The organism is Noviherbaspirillum sp. (assembly GCF_036846085.1).
GTDB lineage: Bacteria > Pseudomonadota > Gammaproteobacteria > Burkholderiales > Burkholderiaceae_D > Noviherbaspirillum.
Genome location: NZ_DAIUCO010000126.1, coordinates 1 through 14,565 on the forward strand (window position 1 = coordinate 1; position 14,565 = coordinate 14,565).

General features: G+C 62.9%; 13 protein-coding genes. 7 read left to right on the plus strand and 6 right to left on the minus strand.

Translation table 11 applies throughout. The features are described from left to right. Positions 1–343: 343 nt before the first annotated feature. Positions 344–1,459, plus strand: a complete 1,116-nt coding sequence (locus V7080_RS15130) for a DSD1 family PLP-dependent enzyme (RefSeq protein WP_334189225.1) — start codon at positions 344–346, stop codon at positions 1,457–1,459. A gap of 17 nt (positions 1,460–1,476) precedes the next feature. On the opposite strand, the gene V7080_RS15135 is transcribed toward V7080_RS15130, so the two are convergent. Further along, on the minus strand, positions 1,477–2,634 hold the full coding sequence (locus V7080_RS15135; RefSeq protein WP_334189226.1) for an ABC transporter substrate-binding protein: 1,158 nt from the start codon (positions 2,632–2,634) through the stop codon (positions 1,477–1,479). Between the two features lie 323 nt (positions 2,635–2,957). On the opposite strand from V7080_RS15135, the gene V7080_RS15140 reads away from it, so the two are divergent. Then, positions 2,958–3,626, plus strand: a complete 669-nt coding sequence (locus V7080_RS15140; RefSeq protein WP_334189227.1) for a VOC family protein — start codon at positions 2,958–2,960, stop codon at positions 3,624–3,626. Here V7080_RS15140 and metE read toward each other — a convergent pair. Beyond that, complete coding sequence (gene metE / locus V7080_RS15145; RefSeq protein ID WP_334189228.1) at positions 3,605–5,911, minus strand: 5-methyltetrahydropteroyltriglutamate--homocysteine S-methyltransferase; 2,307 nt, start codon at positions 5,909–5,911, stop codon at positions 3,605–3,607. The genes V7080_RS15140 and metE overlap by 22 nt on opposite strands. 95 nt (positions 5,912–6,006) lie before the next feature. On the opposite strand from metE, the gene V7080_RS15150 reads away from it, so the two are divergent. Continuing rightward, positions 6,007–6,927 (plus strand): LysR family transcriptional regulator, encoded by a 921-nt coding sequence (locus V7080_RS15150; protein WP_334189229.1) that lies wholly within the window; start codon positions 6,007–6,009, stop codon positions 6,925–6,927. A gap of 56 nt (positions 6,928–6,983) precedes the next feature. Here V7080_RS15150 and V7080_RS15155 read toward each other — a convergent pair whose 3' ends face one another. Continuing rightward, a complete protein-coding gene (locus V7080_RS15155; RefSeq protein WP_334189230.1) occupies positions 6,984–8,234 on the minus strand; it encodes a D-amino acid dehydrogenase in 1,251 nt (416 codons plus the stop codon). 2 nt (positions 8,235–8,236) lie between these two features. Further along, entirely contained in the window at positions 8,237–8,608 is a 372-nt protein-coding gene (locus tag V7080_RS15160; RefSeq protein WP_334189231.1) for a RidA family protein, read from the minus strand. Positions 8,609–8,881: 273 nt separating this feature from the next. On the opposite strand from V7080_RS15160, the gene V7080_RS15165 reads away from it, so the two are divergent. From V7080_RS15165 to V7080_RS15180, 4 genes are all read left to right on the plus strand, one after another. Next, positions 8,882–9,778, plus strand: a complete 897-nt coding sequence (locus V7080_RS15165) for a LysR family transcriptional regulator (protein ID WP_334189232.1) — start codon at positions 8,882–8,884, stop codon at positions 9,776–9,778. Between the two features lie 152 nt (positions 9,779–9,930). Next, positions 9,931–10,392 (plus strand): MarR family winged helix-turn-helix transcriptional regulator, encoded by a 462-nt coding sequence (locus V7080_RS15170; RefSeq protein ID WP_334189233.1) that lies wholly within the window; start codon positions 9,931–9,933, stop codon positions 10,390–10,392. Next, entirely contained in the window at positions 10,385–11,623 is a 1,239-nt protein-coding gene (locus tag V7080_RS15175) for an MFS transporter (protein WP_334189234.1), read from the plus strand. Before V7080_RS15170 ends, V7080_RS15175 begins: the two co-directional genes overlap by 8 nt. Then, positions 11,620–13,050, plus strand: a complete 1,431-nt coding sequence (locus tag V7080_RS15180; protein WP_334189235.1) for an MATE family efflux transporter — start codon at positions 11,620–11,622, stop codon at positions 13,048–13,050. Before V7080_RS15175 ends, V7080_RS15180 begins: the two co-directional genes overlap by 4 nt. Before the next feature lie 21 nt (positions 13,051–13,071). Here the strand turns inward: V7080_RS15180 and V7080_RS15185 are convergent, their stop codons facing one another. After that, the gene (locus V7080_RS15185; protein WP_334189236.1) at positions 13,072–14,337 is read right to left on the minus strand and encodes an NAD(P)/FAD-dependent oxidoreductase; all 1,266 of its coding nucleotides are present in this window, start codon (positions 14,335–14,337) and stop codon (positions 13,072–13,074) included. Further along, positions 14,334–14,565, minus strand: a 232-nt coding sequence (locus V7080_RS15190; RefSeq protein ID WP_334189237.1) for a c-type cytochrome, incomplete at its 5' end; no start/stop codon positions are given. The genes V7080_RS15190 and V7080_RS15185, both read right to left, overlap by 4 nt.

Here is a 14,565-nt window from a genome sequence, read left to right on the forward strand (position 1 = left end):
GGCGTTGGTGTGGGCGTTGGTGCCGGCGTTGGTGCTGGTGCCGGCGCTGGTGCAGGTGCTGGCGCCTGCACCCCGCCGCTATTGGCTTGTGTAGTCGATGAGCCACCGCCACCGCATGCGCTCAGGCTGCTGATGAGAGTGAAGATCAGTGCACCTGTCGTTGAAGCACATTTCACTAACATGTTCGTTCTCCCTCACAATGTTCATTCTGATAATTTCAGAATAGGCAATTGTTCGCACAGTCAATTGCGTGCAATCAATCTGAACACCGCGTGGTTTGCGAACCAGCAAGCGTGATGCACAATGCTTTACATTCTTCTTTTCACTTCACCCTTCCAACGACATGACACTCTGGCCTGCAGCACAACCCGGCGACATGATGGACCGGATCGATACGCCCGCACTGATCCTTGATCTCGACATTTTCGAGCGCAATTTGCAGCGCCTGGCGGATGCGGTGAAGGGTCGCAACGTACGGCTTCGCCCACATGCGAAAAGTCATAAATGCCCGGAGATTGCCTTACGTCAGATCGCGCTTGGAGCGGTCGGAATTTGCTGCCAGAAAGTAAGCGAAGCGGCGCCATTCGTCGACGCAGGCATCACCGATATCCTGATTACAAACCAGATTGTCGGAACGCAGAAAATCGACAGGCTGATGCATCTTGCCTCCGCCGCGAAAATCGGCGTGCTGGTGGACCACATACGTCAGGTAGATGACATGGCGGCTGCGGCAACGCACTCCGGCATTCGGCTGGACGTGTATATCGAGGTCGACGTCGGAGCGGGACGCAGCGGCGTGCCGCCGGGACGCGATGCCGTCGCGCTTGCCGCCCTGATCGCCTCCCGTCCGCCGCTGCGTTTCGCTGGCCTGCATTGCTACCAGGGAAGTGCGCAACACATGCGTTCGTCGCAGGAACGCCGGCAGGCGATCGCGAATGCGGCGGCGATGGCGCAGGCGACGAAAGATGAAATCGAAGCGGCCGGCATCAAGGTGGAAATCATTACCGGCGCGGGCACCGGCACGCTGGTGCATGAACGTGATTCCGGCGTGTACAACGAATTGCAGCCTGGCTCCTATGTCTTCATGGATCGGGACTATGCGGACAACCGGCGCGGCGATGGCGACATTGCATTCGAGCATGCCTTATTCGTCAAGACCACGGTGATGAGCCGCCCTGCTCCCGGCCGTGCCGTGGTGGATGCCGGACTGAAGGCATCGAGCGTCGATTCCGGTATGCCGGTCATATGGGGACGCAGCGATGTCCGTTACCTGAAAGCATCCGATGAACACGGCGTACTGGCGACCGACGATGCCATGTCGCCTGCCTTGGGAGACCAGTTGATGCTGGTGCCCGGCCACTGCGATCCGACGGTCAACCTGTATGACCAGCTTGTCTGCGTGCGTGCTGGTGTCGTGGAAGCGCTATGGCCGATCGCTGCCAGGGGCGCGGTGCTGTGACCGCATCCATCGCAAGATCAGTTGGAAAACTTCGCGTTTTTCCGGATGACGGTCATGTCGACATACTCCGAACCGTTGTGGTCGTTCGGTGAAAAGTTGACCGGAAAACCGATGTCGTAGTTGGCCGTGCTGATCGATTCAAGGGCGCCGATCAGCTTGTCACGTGTCAGGTCGGCGCCCGCGCGCCGCAAGCCCTCGACGAATACTTTCGCGGCGATATAGCCCTCCAGGCTGGAAAAGTTCGCATCCTCGATTCCGGCCTTCTTCAGGGCCTTGTTGTACTCCGCCACGAGCGGGTTGGCCTGTCGCCACGGAAACGGCACGACCTGCGAAACGACGACGCCCGGGCCGTCCTCGGCGAGCGCATTCGCCAGTGCCTGGCTGCCGACGAAGGATACGTTGTAGAACTGCCCGGTATATCCGCCGGCCTTCATCTGCTTGATCAATGCCGCGCAGGAGGCATAGGCGCTGATCTGGATGATCGCATCGGGCCGCTTGGGCATCAGTACGCTCACTGCCGCGCCGACATCGGTGCTGTTGCGCTCGACGGTCGACGTCGCGGCAACCGGCAAGCCGCGTTTTCTCAATGCACGCTCCACGCCTTCGAGACCGGTTTTTCCATAGGCGTCGTTCTGGTAGAAGACCGCAATGTTCTTGATGCCGAGCTTGACCAGCTGGTCGACGAGATGCTCGGTCTCCTCGTAGTAACTCGCGCGGATATTGAAGATCTGGCGATTGAAGGGCTCACGCAGCGACTGCGCCCCGGTGAAGGGAGCAAAGAACGGCACTTTCTCCTTCGTGAAGATCGGCAGGGCCGCATTGCTTGTCGGCGTGCCCACATAACCGAATAGCGCGAACACGCGCTCATCCTGGATCAGGCGCCGCGTATTTTCAGCCGCAAGCGTGGGTTCGTATTTATCGTCGGCGGTAACAAGTTCGATCTTCCGTCCGTGCACACCGCCCTGCGCGTTGACGTTGTCGAAGTACACTTTCGCGCCGGCATACATCTGGATGCCGAGCTGCGCCGCGGGGCCGGTGAAAGGGGCCGATTGCCCGAGCTTGATTTTTTGCGGCGTGACACCGACTTCCGCAAAACATGCCGAGGCGGACAATGCGAACAATAGAAGCGCCCTGGCCACGTGCCGGCCTGCCTGAAACGGTCGTCGGATCAACATTGTCTCCTCGAATAGTAATGTCATCGCAACCATGCGCATCGGACCGCGCCCTGTCAAAGCGGTGCGATCCTCATCGATACGCTGTGTGATGCATGGGAAATACCGATGGCTGCCGTTGTTCTTTGTAATTAACGGTCGTTCTTTTCCATCTGATTCTAGCTTGACCTATCGGCCCGAAGGAACAAAACCTTCTTTCGTATCGCCATAAATCGGATACGCTGTGCGCTTGGTAGGTTGGCACGCCGCGACACCTGTAGGTGTTGGACTGTCGCGGTGACGGACGCACGTTGCCATCCTGCCGCAACCTCATTGGAGAGACCGTTATGCCGCGAAGCCAGATCGATCACATCACCATCACGTCGCCGACATTGGCGGACGGCGCCGCATTGGTGAAGGAGGCGCTGGGTGTTGCCCCGCAAGCCGGCGGGGAGCATCCGCGCATGGGAACGCACAATCTTTTATTGCGCCTGGGTGATACGGTTTTTCTGGAAGTCATTTCGCCAAATCCGTCCGTGCCCGCACCGCAGCGACCGCGATGGTTCGCGCTCGACAGATTGGAATCCGGTTCCCGCCCGAGGCTAGCCACCTGGGTAGTGCGCACCGGCGACATTCACGAGACGGTTGCCGCCGGAGCGGAAACGCTGGGGCGCATCGAGCCGATGCAGCGCGGCGCGCTCGACTGGCTGATCACCATCCCCGAGGACGGGTCGCTGCCTGTCGACGGCGTCGGCCCGGCGCTCATCGAATGGGAGACCGACACGCATCCTGCCAGCGGACTGCAGGACCATGGGCTCGAACTCGTCGGGATGGAGCTCTTCCATCCCGTGCCGGAACGCATCACCCGACTGTTGCAGTCGCTCGGCCTTGAGGGCGACGTGGCGGTGCGGCAGCTTCACGATACCGGCCGTCCTTACCTGGTCGCTCACATCAATACGCCGCACGGGATGCGCACCCTGTCCGGCGCCAGCGATCAGGCTGCGATCTCTTCCTGACCACCCTTCTGCGGCAGCGCGATCTCGTCACGTAACGCACGCGCCGCCTTCACCATGTTTTCCAGCGCGGCACAGGTTTCCGGCCAGTTCCGGGTTTTCAGGCCGCAATCCGGATTGACCCACAGCCGCTGGTCCGGGATGACGCTGCGCGCCTTTCGCAACAGGCGCACCATCTCCGCCACTTTCGGCACGCGCGGTGAATGAATGTCGTACACGCCGGGACCGATATCGTTCGGATACGCATACTCGCCGAAGCCGTCGAGCAGCTCCATATCGGAACGCGAGGTTTCGATGGTGATGACGTCCGCGTCCATCGCCGCGATCCACGGCAGGATGTCGTTGAACTCCGAATAGCACATGTGGGTATGGATCTGCGTTTCATCTGCCACGCCGGCGGCGCTGATCCGGAATGCGCGCACTGCCCAGTCCAGGTAATTGTCCCAGTCGCGCCGCTTCAGCGGCAGGCCTTCGCGGAATGCCGGCTCGTCGATCTGTATCATGCCGATGCCCGCCTTTTCCAGGTCGCACACCTCCTCCCGCAGAGCCAGTGCGATCTGCAACGCGGTGGTCTCGCGCGGTTGATCGTCCCGCACGAACGACCATTGCAGCATGGTGACCGGTCCGGTCAGCATGCCCTTCATCGGCTTGTCGGTGAGGCCCTGCGCAAAGCGGCTCCAGCCTACCGTCATCGGCTCCGGGCGATACACGTCGCCATAAATGACGGGCGGCTTCACGCAACGCGAGCCATAGCTTTGCACCCAACCGTTGGTGGTGAAACCGTATCCCCACAGCTGCTCTCCGAAGTACTCGACCATGTCGTTGCGTTCCGGTTCGCCGTGCACCAGCACATCCAGACCAAGTTCCTCCTGCGTACGGACGGCAAGGCGGATCTCGTCGCGCATTTTCTCCAGGTAATCGAGATGCGGAGTATCCCCCCGCTTCCAGGCGGCCCGCGCCTGCCGGATGGCCGGCGTCTGCGGGAAAGAGCCGATGGTGGTGGTCGGAAACGCGGGCAGCTTCCATTTCGCCTGCTGCTTCGCGATGCGGTCGCTGAAACCGGAATTCCGCTGCGTATCGGTGTCACCGATGGCCGCCAGCCGTTTCTGCACCAGTGCATTATGGATGCGCGGCGAGTTGCGCCTGCCGGCATGCGCGGCGCGCGCCCGGTCGAACGCCGCATGCACCTTGTCAGCCTCGCCCGCAAGCGCCCGTTTCAAGGCGACGATTTCGTCCAGCTTTTGCGTAGCAAACGCCAGCCAGCCTTTCAGTTCCTCGTCGAGCCTGGTTTCGCAACCGAGATCGACAGGCACATGGAGCAGCGAGCAGCTTGCGCTGATCCATAGACGATCGCCGAACGCGTGCTTCAGGGGCAGCAAGCGCGCATGCGCGGCATCGAGATCGGCCCGCCATATATTTCGGCCGTCGATGATTCCCAGCGACAGCACCCGGTCGTGCGGCCAATCGGCGGTGAAGGCATCCAGCTGATCACTGCCGCGCACCAGGTCGAGATGCAGGCCATCGACCGGCAGGGACTTCAGCAGAGCGGCATGGTCGCCGACTTCCCCGAAATAGGTCGCGAGCAGGATGCGCGGTGCGTGCTTCGCCAATGCGGCATAGGCCGGCGCGAAGGCGTCGCGCCACTCGATTTCCAGGTCGAGCGCCAGGATCGGTTCGTCGACCTGCACCCATTCCACGCCCGCATCCCGCAGACGGGCGAGCAGTCGGGCGTAACCGTCCAGCGCCGCCGGCAGCAGATCGAGCTTGTGTTTCAGGCCGGATTTGATCTTGCCGAGATAGAGCAATGTCAGCGGACCCACCAGCACCGCTTTGGTCCGGTACCCGGCGGCGTGCGCCTCGGCGACTTCATCAAACAGCCAGTCGACACCGCCGCCGAAGCGGACGCCGGCCGTCCATTCCGGCACGAGATAGTGGTAATTGGTGTCGAACCATTTGGTCATTTCCATGGCGAAGCAGTTTTCTCCTCCGCGTGCCATCCTGAAATAGTCCTGAAGTGTCAGCGCGGCAGGTTCGGTTCCGAACCGTTCCGGCGTTGCGCCCAGCAGTGCCAGCGTCGTCAGCACCTGGTCATACCAGGCAAAGTCGCCCACCGTGACCACGTCCAGTCCTGCCTTCGCCTGCAGCGCCCAATGCCGTTCGCGCAGGCGGCGCCCTGTTTTCCGCAGCGCGTCTTCAGTGGATTCACCGCGCCAGTAAGCCTCCAGCGCGAATTTCAACTCCCGTTGCGCGCCGATGCGGGGAAATCCAAGTATGTGTGCAATTGCCATGACAACTCCAAATCGATGAACCGATTGGCAGTGTCGGGCAAGATCAACTATGATTCAAACGATAATTTTTGCTATTCATCTTGAATTTCATTCATATGCAATCACTACTCGAACTTCGGCACCTGAAAACCCTGGTTGCGCTGCGCGAAGCGGGCAACCTGCTGCGCGCTGCCACGCTGCTCAATCTCACCCAGTCCGCCCTCTCCCACCAGGTCAAGCAGCTGGAAGACCATCACGGCACCCCGCTCTTCGAGCGCAAGTCGGTGCCGATCCGCTTCACGCCCGCCGGTGAACGACTTCTCAAGCTTGCCGATTCGGTGCTGCCGCAGGTCGAGGGCGCCGAGCGCGATCTGGTGCGAATGGCGCAGGGGGTGGCCGGGCAATTGCGCATCGCGGTCGAATGCCACACCTGCTTCGACTGGCTGATGCCGGCGATGGACGTGTTCCGCAGCCGCTGGCCGGAGGTTGAGCTGGATATCGTGTCCGGCTTCCAGGCCGATCCCGTCGGTCTGCTGTACGGCCATCGCGCCGATGTGGCGATCGTGTCGGACATCGATGCGGACGAAACGGTCGACTACCATCCGCTGTTCCGCTTCGAAATCGTCGCCTTGCTGGCCAAGGATCATCCCCTGGCGGCGCGCGACTACCTGCGCGCCAAGGACTTCGCGACCGACACGCTGATCACCTATCCGGTGCCGGACGACATGCTGGATGTGGTCAGGCAGGTTTTGCAGCCGGCCGGCATCGATACCGAACGCCGGACAACCGAACTGACGGTGGCGATGCTGCAGCTGGTGGCCAGCCGGCGCGGCATCGCCACGCTGCCGTTGTGGGCCGCCCAAAATTATCTGGACCGGGATTACGTGCTGTCGCGGCGCATTACACGCAATGGCCTGACGGGAAGCCTGTATGCGGCATGCCTGCCGGAGTTGTCGTCACGTCCCTACCTGGCGGATTTCGTCGCGACGACACGGGAGAGCTGTTTCCTCGGGTTGAGCAATATCGAGCTGCTGTAGCCGCATGCACGTCGCCGGCGATGCTGCATGAAAGCAGCACATCCCCCGCACCGCGACTATCGCTGTAGTTCGAACCCGTCGAGCGGGACTGCGGCGGCCCGGCCTGCGAGAAGGTTGGTCACGGTATGTCCGCTTGCAAGTGCGAGCGTGAAACCCAGTCCGCCCTGCCCTACGTTCAGCCACAGGTTGCGGTAACGCGTCCGTCCGAGTATCGGATTGCCGGACGGCGTGGCGGGACGCTGCCCGGCCCAGACGGTCGCAGCGTCATAGTCTCCCGCCCCTGGAAATACCGCCCGCGCTTCCGCTTTCAAGGTGTCGATGCGCCTGGGATCGACAGTGAGCCGGCGGCCGGTAAGGTCGGCCATGCCGGCGATGCGCAGCCGGTCGCCCAGCCTTGCATAGACCACCTTTCGCTGGAAGTCAGTGACGCTGATCGACGGCGCCGAACCGGTGCCGGACACCGGGACCGTGAGGCTGTACCCCTTCAGCGGATAAATCGGCAGGCGTATGCCGAGCGGCTTCAGCAACGATGGACTGGACGCGCCCAGTGCGACGACGATATGGTCGGCATCCAGCACGCCGCCACCCGATATGACCTGCACATTGCCGCCCTGCACGGAGACAATGCGGTCGACAGCGGTATTGAGCAGGAAGCGTACACCCTGCTTTCGCAGGATGCTCTCAAGGCCAACGCAGAACTGGTAACAGTCGGCACTATCCTCACTGCGCGTATAAATGCCGCCCGCGATGCCGCCTGCCGCATGGGCGAGTGCCGGTTCGAGCGCCACGCAGGCATCGGTATCGAGTGCTTCCTGCTCGCAGCCCAGCGATCGCTGGTAATCGAGAAGGCGGCGCGCGCCGGCAAACGATGCAGGATCGCGATGCAGGACAAGCTTTCCCGCCGGCTTGAAATCGAACTGCAGGTCCGGCTGCGACCGGCGCAGTTCCTCCATCAAGCGTCGGCTGAGGAATGACAGGGCCAGGAGACGCCGCGTGGTCAGGTCGCTGCGATGTTGCGTGCAGGCCATGACGAACTCGATGCACCAGCGCCATTGCTCGATATCCAGGTCCGGGCTGAAGCGCATTGGCGCATCGCTGCGAAGCAGCCATGGCGGCAGCTTGGGCAATACGCCGGGACCTGCCAGCGGAGCGACGTAACTGTAGGAGAGTTGGCCGCCGTTGGCGTAACTGGTCGCAAGGCCGACGCCGTGATTCCTGTCCACGACGGTGACATCATGCCCGTCGGCGCGCAAATAATATGCTGCGCTCAAGCCGATGACTCCCGCGCCGAGTACCAGCGTTTTCATGATCAGTCGCCGATCGCGGCCGGTGCATCACCGAGTGCGGCCGTGCACGTTATTTCAATGCGATAGGCGGGATTGGCAAGCTGCGCCTGTACGGTGGTTCGCGACGGCAAACCGTTCGGCGAGACCCATTCATCCCATACCTCGTTCATGGCTTCGAAATCGGATATGTCGGCGAGATAGATCACCGCGCTCAGCAACCGGGATTTGTCTGTACCCGCTTGCGCCAGGATCCGGTCGATTTTTTGCAGAACGCTGGCAGCCTGGATACGGATATCGCCTTCCGGCGATGCCGGCACCTGTCCGGAAAGATAGACGGTACCGGCATGAATGACCGCAGCGGACATGCGGGCATTCTGGTTCAAATGCACAATCATTGAAGTTTTCCCGTAAAGAAGGTCTGGCGCCAACTATAAGCAACGCGCCGCCGGCGGTCCAATTAGAAGATTGGGCTGTTGTATAAGGCTGGGTTATAGACGTCTGGTCGCTATCAGGGTCGGGCATGATCCTCGCGCCGCCCCGGCAGGTACAGGCGGAGGACCGGCCGTGGCAACGGCGGCCACCCGCTCATCGATTCCTATCGGGACGGCAATTTATTCATTACTATCCGAGCGGACCTGTCTCTTCACCCATCTCCGAAAGGGCATCGTATGCGACTACGCCATATCGAAGTGTTCAGCGCGATCATGCGCACCGGCAGCACGAACGGCGCCGCGAAGCTTTTGCATGTCTCGCAGCCGAGCATCAGCCAGACGCTGCAGCATGCGGAGCAGACCCTGGGTTTCGCGCTCTTTGTGCGTCGAAGGAACAAGCTGGTGGCGACACCGGAAGCAAAAGCCCTTTACCTCGAAATGGAGCCGATCGACGAGCAGCTGCTGCGCATTCGCAGGCTTGCCGATGGATTGCGCCGCGGCGCGATGATGCCGGTGCGCCTCGCGGCGACGCCTGCGATTGCGCATCATCTGCTTCCGGCGCCGATCGCGCAATGGACGCGACTGCATACGGACTGCAGGTGTGACGTGGTCGTATCGCATACCCGCGAGATCGTGCATGCGCTGGTGCTGAACGAGACCGACCTGGGACTGACCATGCAGCCGCCGGAGTACCCCGGTATCGTTGCCACGCCGGTCCGTCAAGGCGAGTTGTGCGCGATCGCTCCCGCAGGCTGGTGGTCGCCGGACCAGCTTGGTCAACCGCTGGCGGCAGATGACTTTGCCGGTCAGCCGATGATCGCCATCGACGTTCAGGATTATCTCGGAACCATCATCGCGACCTGGCTGGCGGAGGTACATCCGGTTCCCCGCGTAACCCTGTCGGTCCAGACCTACACCCTTGCCCGTTCCCTCGTCGAGGCTGGATGCGGCATCGCCATCGTGGACTCGTTTACAGCCAACCATGCGGTACGAACCTCAGGGATGCAGGTGCGCAAACTCGATCTCGCGCAGCCCTTGAACGTGTACGCGTTGACCATGGAGTCGCGTGCCGTCTCGAAGGCTGCGCAGAATCTGCTCCAGATGATCGCGGAAACCGGGCCGGTGAATGCCTAGTTCGCTAAAAATGGTGTTCCGACCCGCCCCGCGACGGCAATTGCCCGATTCACATTCAAGATGCATTGAAAGCAACGCCGCCGCGATTTCTTGAATCTCCCTAAATTTGCATATACAATTCTTGCACCTACAATCAAATCGAGGTGCCGTATATGCCTGCCGACAAGCCCTCCCAGCCGCAAGGCTGCACCAACTTCAAGATCCGCCAGATGATGCGTCTTGTCTCGCAGCAATACGATGCGGAACTCGGCAAGACCGGCCTGAAGACCACCCAGTACTCCCTGCTGGCGCATGTGGAGCGGCTGGGTCCGATCCGCCCCGGCGAACTGGCGCAGGCGATGCGCCTGGACGCCTCCACCCTCACCCGCAACCTCAAACCGCTGGTCGATGCCGGCTGGCTCCGGATCGAGGCCGGCACGGACGACCGCAGCCGCAGCGTCATCATCACCGATGCCGGCCGTGCCAAGCGCGAGGAAGCGAAACGCTATTGGAAGGCAGCACAGGACAAGATCAACCGGATACTCGGCGTTGAACGGGTGCTGGCCCTGCATGCGCTGATCGACGATTCGCTCGCGCTGCTTTCGACCAACGACCAGGGAGCGGAACATGAATAACCCAAGCAATCCGGCCAGCCGGCAGGTGGCGGTCTGGCTGGTCCTCCTGGCTGCCGCCGGCACCTTCGCCCTGACCATGGGCACCCGGCAAACCATGGGGCTTTTCCTGAGCCCGCTCAATACCGCCACCGGCCTGGGCATCGGCAGCATCAGCCTCGCATTCGCATTCGGCCAGCTGTGGTGGGGCCTGACCCAGCCGTTCGCCGGTGCATTCGCCGACAAGTTCGGCGCAGGCCGCGTGCTCTTTGCCGGCGCGCTGCTGGTGGCGCTGGGCACCTTCATCACGCCGTATATGCAAAGCACGCTGGGACTCGTCATCGCCATCGGCGTGCTGTCCGCCGGCGGCGCAGGCATGGCCGGGCCGGCGGTGCTGATGGCGACCGCCAGCCGGATGATCCCGGCCGAGAAACGTGGCATGGCAACAGGCATCATCAATGCCGGCGGTTCCTTCGGCCAGTTCATCATGGCACCGATCGCCGGCGCATTGATGGTGGCCGCCGGCTGGATGAATGCGATGCAGATTCTCGGACTGATCGTACTGCTGGCGCTGCCGGCCGCCTTCCTGCTCAGCGGCGCGCCCGCCACGGCGGGACCGGCGACGGCGGCCGCACAAAAGCCGATCGGCACCCGTGAAGCCATCCGTACCGCACTGCGCACGCCGAGCTACCTGATGCTTGCCGCCGGCTTCTTCGTCTGCGGCTTCCATGTCGCATTCCTTGCCACCCACCTGCCGGGCGTGATCGCGAGCTGCGGCCTTCCCCTGCAGTTCGGCGCCTGGTCGCTGGCAATGATCGGCCTGTTCAACATCATCGGCAGCATCGCGATGGGATGGGCGGTCGGACGCTGGCGCATGAAGTCGCTGCTGTCGCTGGTCTATGCGGCACGCGCGCTGGCAGTGATCGCCTTCCTGTTGGCACCGAAGACCGGTACGGTGATGCTGCTGTTCGCCGCCGTCATGGGCCTGACGTTCCTGTCGACGGTGCCGCCTACCGCCGGGCTGGTCGCCAAGCTGTTCGGCGTCGGCAACATGGCGACCCTGTTCGGCATCGTGATGCTGACCCACCAGGTCGGCGGCTTCCTCGGCGCATGGATGGGCGGCAAGGTGTTCGAGGCGACGGGCAGTTATGACTGGATGTGGTACATCGACATCATGCTTGCGGTCGGTGCGGCATTGGTGCACCTGCCGATCCGCGAAGCGAAGCTGGTCCGTCCCGCCATGGTGCCGGCATGAGCGCCCGTCCAACGGAGAGCAACGCTCTCGACCCGCGCACCCGGATGCTGCTGGAAGCGCCCATCGTCTCCACCCTGCTGAAGCTCGGCGCTCCCAACGTGCTGGTGATGCTGGCGCAGGCCGGCGTCGGCCTGATCGAAACCTACTTCGTCGGCAAGCTGGGCACCGATGCGCTGGCAGGCATGGCGCTGGTGTTCCCGGTAGTGATGTTCATGCAGATGACGTCGTCCGGCGCGATGGGCGGCGGCATCGCATCGTCCATCGCCCGGGCGCTCGGTGCCCGCCGGCGCGCGGATGCGGACGCGCTGGTGCTGCATGCACTGCTCATCGCGGTGGTGTTCGGCGTGCTGTTCATGGGCGCGGTCCTGCTTGGCGGCCGCTGGCTCTATACCAGCATGGGCGGCGCGGGCGGAGCGCTGGAAGCGGCGCTGACCTACTCCAACTGGGTGTTCGCCGGCGCCATCATCGTCTGGATTTTCAATTCGCTGTCGGCCATATTGCGCGGCACCGGCAACATGGCGGTCCCGGCTTACGTCACCGTCGGCGGCATGGTGGTGCTGATCCCGCTGTCGCCGCTGCTGATCTTCGGCTGGGGTCCGGTGCCGGGCATGGGCATCGCCGGCGGCGCGGCGGCGCTGCTGTCGTATTACCTGGTCGGCAGCATCATCCTGGCCGCATACCTGGCGTCCAGCAAGAGCCTGCTGCGCCCGTCGCTGAAAGGGGCCCGCTTCCGCTGGCCGCTGTTTCGCGACATCCTGCGCATCGGCCTGATCGGCACGGTATCGACCGTCGCCACCAATCTCGCCATCGTCATCACCACCGCGCTGGTGGGCGGCTTCGGCACGGCGGCCATCGCCGGCTACGGTACCGCGTCGCGCCTGGAATATCTGCTCGTGCCGCTGGTCTTCGGTCTCGGCGCGCCGCTGGTCGCCATGGTCGGCACCTGCATCGGCGCGGGGCAGCGCGAACGCGCATTGCAAGCCACCTGGATGGGCGCGGCGCTGGCCTTCGGGATGGCGGAGACCATTGGCCTGCTGGCCGCCGCGTTTCCGCATGCCTGGCTGTCCCTTTTCAACAGCGATCCGGCGATGCTCGAAGCAGGCAGCCGCTATCTCCGCACGGTTGCCCCGCTGTACGGTTTCTTCGGCGTGGGACTGGTGCTGTATTTCGCATCGCAGGGTGCGGGGCGGCTGCTGTGGCCGGTGCTGGGCAATTTATTGCGGCTGGCTGTTGCGGCGGCCGGTGGCTGGCTGGCCCTGCGCTGGGGCGGTGACCTGACCCATGTGTTCATTGCGCAAGGCGCGGCGCTGGTGGTGTATGGCGTGGTGATTGCCGGATCGATCGCCGGCGGTGCATGGTTCGGCCCTGTCGGCTGGCCGCGCAGGACATCGGCGATGCTGGCACGGGTGGGGGGAACGGCGGTGTAAGGCCACTGCGGACGGTGCGGATCAGGACAGGGTATCGGCCCAGATATTCCGCGCCCATTCCGCCGCATACGCGCCCTCCAGTTCGCCGGGCGCCGCCGACACGCCGCCGGAGCCCGGCACGCTGAGCAAGGTCTTCTTCTGCGCATCGTAGGCATGCACGGATGTCACGTGGATCACATCCTTGTCCGAGACGTAGCTGTAGCAGGTGTTGGTCAGCATCGGATTTTGCGGCGGCGGTTTCCCGTCCAGCATGTCGATGATGGCGGCGGCGCAGATTTTCGCGTGCTGGTTGGCCATGTGCGCGGACTTCGGCATCAGCGGCGCCACCTGGATCGCATCGCCCAGCACATGGATATGGCGCGCCTGGGTGGATTCGAAAGTCAGGAAATCGACTTCGCACCAGCGCTTGTTGACGTTGGCGAGCCCGGTCTGCACGGCGATACTTCCCGCCGCCTGCGGCGGTATCACATTCAATACCGCGCCGCGCACCTCATCGCCGAGTTCCGAGATCACCGTGCCGGATTTCGTGTCCACATCGGTCGCCTTGACGCTCGGACGGTAATCGATAATGTCCCCGTAGCGTTCCGCCCAGACCTTCTTGAATAACGCGCCTTTGGAAACCACGTCTTCGTTCGCATCCAGCAGGATGACTTTCGATTTCGGCTTCGCCTTGCTGAAATAGTGGGCAACCTGGCAGGCACGCTCATAGGGCCCCGGCGGGCAGCGGTAAGGGGCCGGCGGGATGGACATGACGAAGCTGTCGCCATCGGCCATCGCCTCGAGCTGGCGTCGCAGCGCCAGGGTTTGTTCACCGGCCTTCCATGCGTGCAGCACCTTGTCGCGTGCGCCTGGCTGCATCATGCCCGGCAGGCTGCTCCAGAGGAAATCCACACCCGGCGACAGCACCAGCCTGTCATAGGAAAGGGACTTTCCGCCCGCAAGCCTGACGATGCGCTTGTCCGGATCGATGGCCCGGGCGGAATCGCGCACCATGCGTATGCCGTGGCGGCGCACGAGCTGCTGATAGCTGACGGTGATATCGGCCATCTGCTTCGATCCGCCCAGCACCAGGTTGGACACCGGACAGGAGATGAAGGCGGCTTTCGGCTCCACCAGCGTGACATCGATCCTGCCTTCGCTCCACATGCGCAGGTAGCGCGCCGCGGTGGCACCGCCGTAGCCCGCGCCTATGACCACCACGTGCGGCCTTGCCGGTGCGGCGAACGCAGCGACGGTCGCGGAGGACAGTGCGGCGCCGATGGCCTGCATGAATTGACGGCGTTTCATTTTGCCTCCGGTTTCTTGAGGCTTGCGAGATAGCCGGCGATCAGTGCGATCTGTTCGTCGGTGTAACCCTTGGCAATTTGATGCATGATCGTTGCCTCGCGTGCGCCGGTCTTGAAGGCCCGCATGCTGGCGATCAGTGATTCTTTCGGTTGGCCGGCCAGGGCCGGCAGGCTGCCGCCCCGTTCCGGTTGGCCGTCGGTGCCGTGGCAGGCGGCGCAGGTGGCGTAG

Excerpts from the sequence above, each read along its gene's own strand:
- V7080_RS15165 (WP_334189232.1), top strand. The coding sequence starts at position 8,882 with ATGCGACTACGCCATATCGAAGTGTTCAGCGCGATCATGCGCACCGGC.
- V7080_RS15185 (WP_334189236.1), bottom strand. The coding sequence starts at position 14,337 with ATGAAACGCCGTCAATTCATGCAGGCCATCGGCGCCGCACTGTCCTCC.
- V7080_RS15130 (WP_334189225.1), top strand. The coding sequence starts at position 344 with ATGACACTCTGGCCTGCAGCACAACCCGGCGACATGATGGACCGGATC.
- V7080_RS15175 (WP_334189234.1), top strand. The coding sequence starts at position 10,385 with ATGAATAACCCAAGCAATCCGGCCAGCCGGCAGGTGGCGGTCTGGCTG.
- V7080_RS15170 (WP_334189233.1), top strand. The coding sequence starts at position 9,931 with ATGCCTGCCGACAAGCCCTCCCAGCCGCAAGGCTGCACCAACTTCAAG.
- V7080_RS15140 (WP_334189227.1), top strand. The coding sequence starts at position 2,958 with ATGCCGCGAAGCCAGATCGATCACATCACCATCACGTCGCCGACATTG.
- V7080_RS15155 (WP_334189230.1), bottom strand. The coding sequence starts at position 8,234 with ATGAAAACGCTGGTACTCGGCGCGGGAGTCATCGGCTTGAGCGCAGCA.
- V7080_RS15160 (WP_334189231.1), bottom strand. The coding sequence starts at position 8,608 with ATGATTGTGCATTTGAACCAGAATGCCCGCATGTCCGCTGCGGTCATT.
- metE (WP_334189228.1), bottom strand. The coding sequence starts at position 5,911 with ATGGCAATTGCACACATACTTGGATTTCCCCGCATCGGCGCGCAACGG.
- V7080_RS15180 (WP_334189235.1), top strand. The coding sequence starts at position 11,620 with ATGAGCGCCCGTCCAACGGAGAGCAACGCTCTCGACCCGCGCACCCGG.
- V7080_RS15150 (WP_334189229.1), top strand. The coding sequence starts at position 6,007 with ATGCAATCACTACTCGAACTTCGGCACCTGAAAACCCTGGTTGCGCTG.
- V7080_RS15135 (WP_334189226.1), bottom strand. The coding sequence starts at position 2,634 with ATGTTGATCCGACGACCGTTTCAGGCAGGCCGGCACGTGGCCAGGGCG.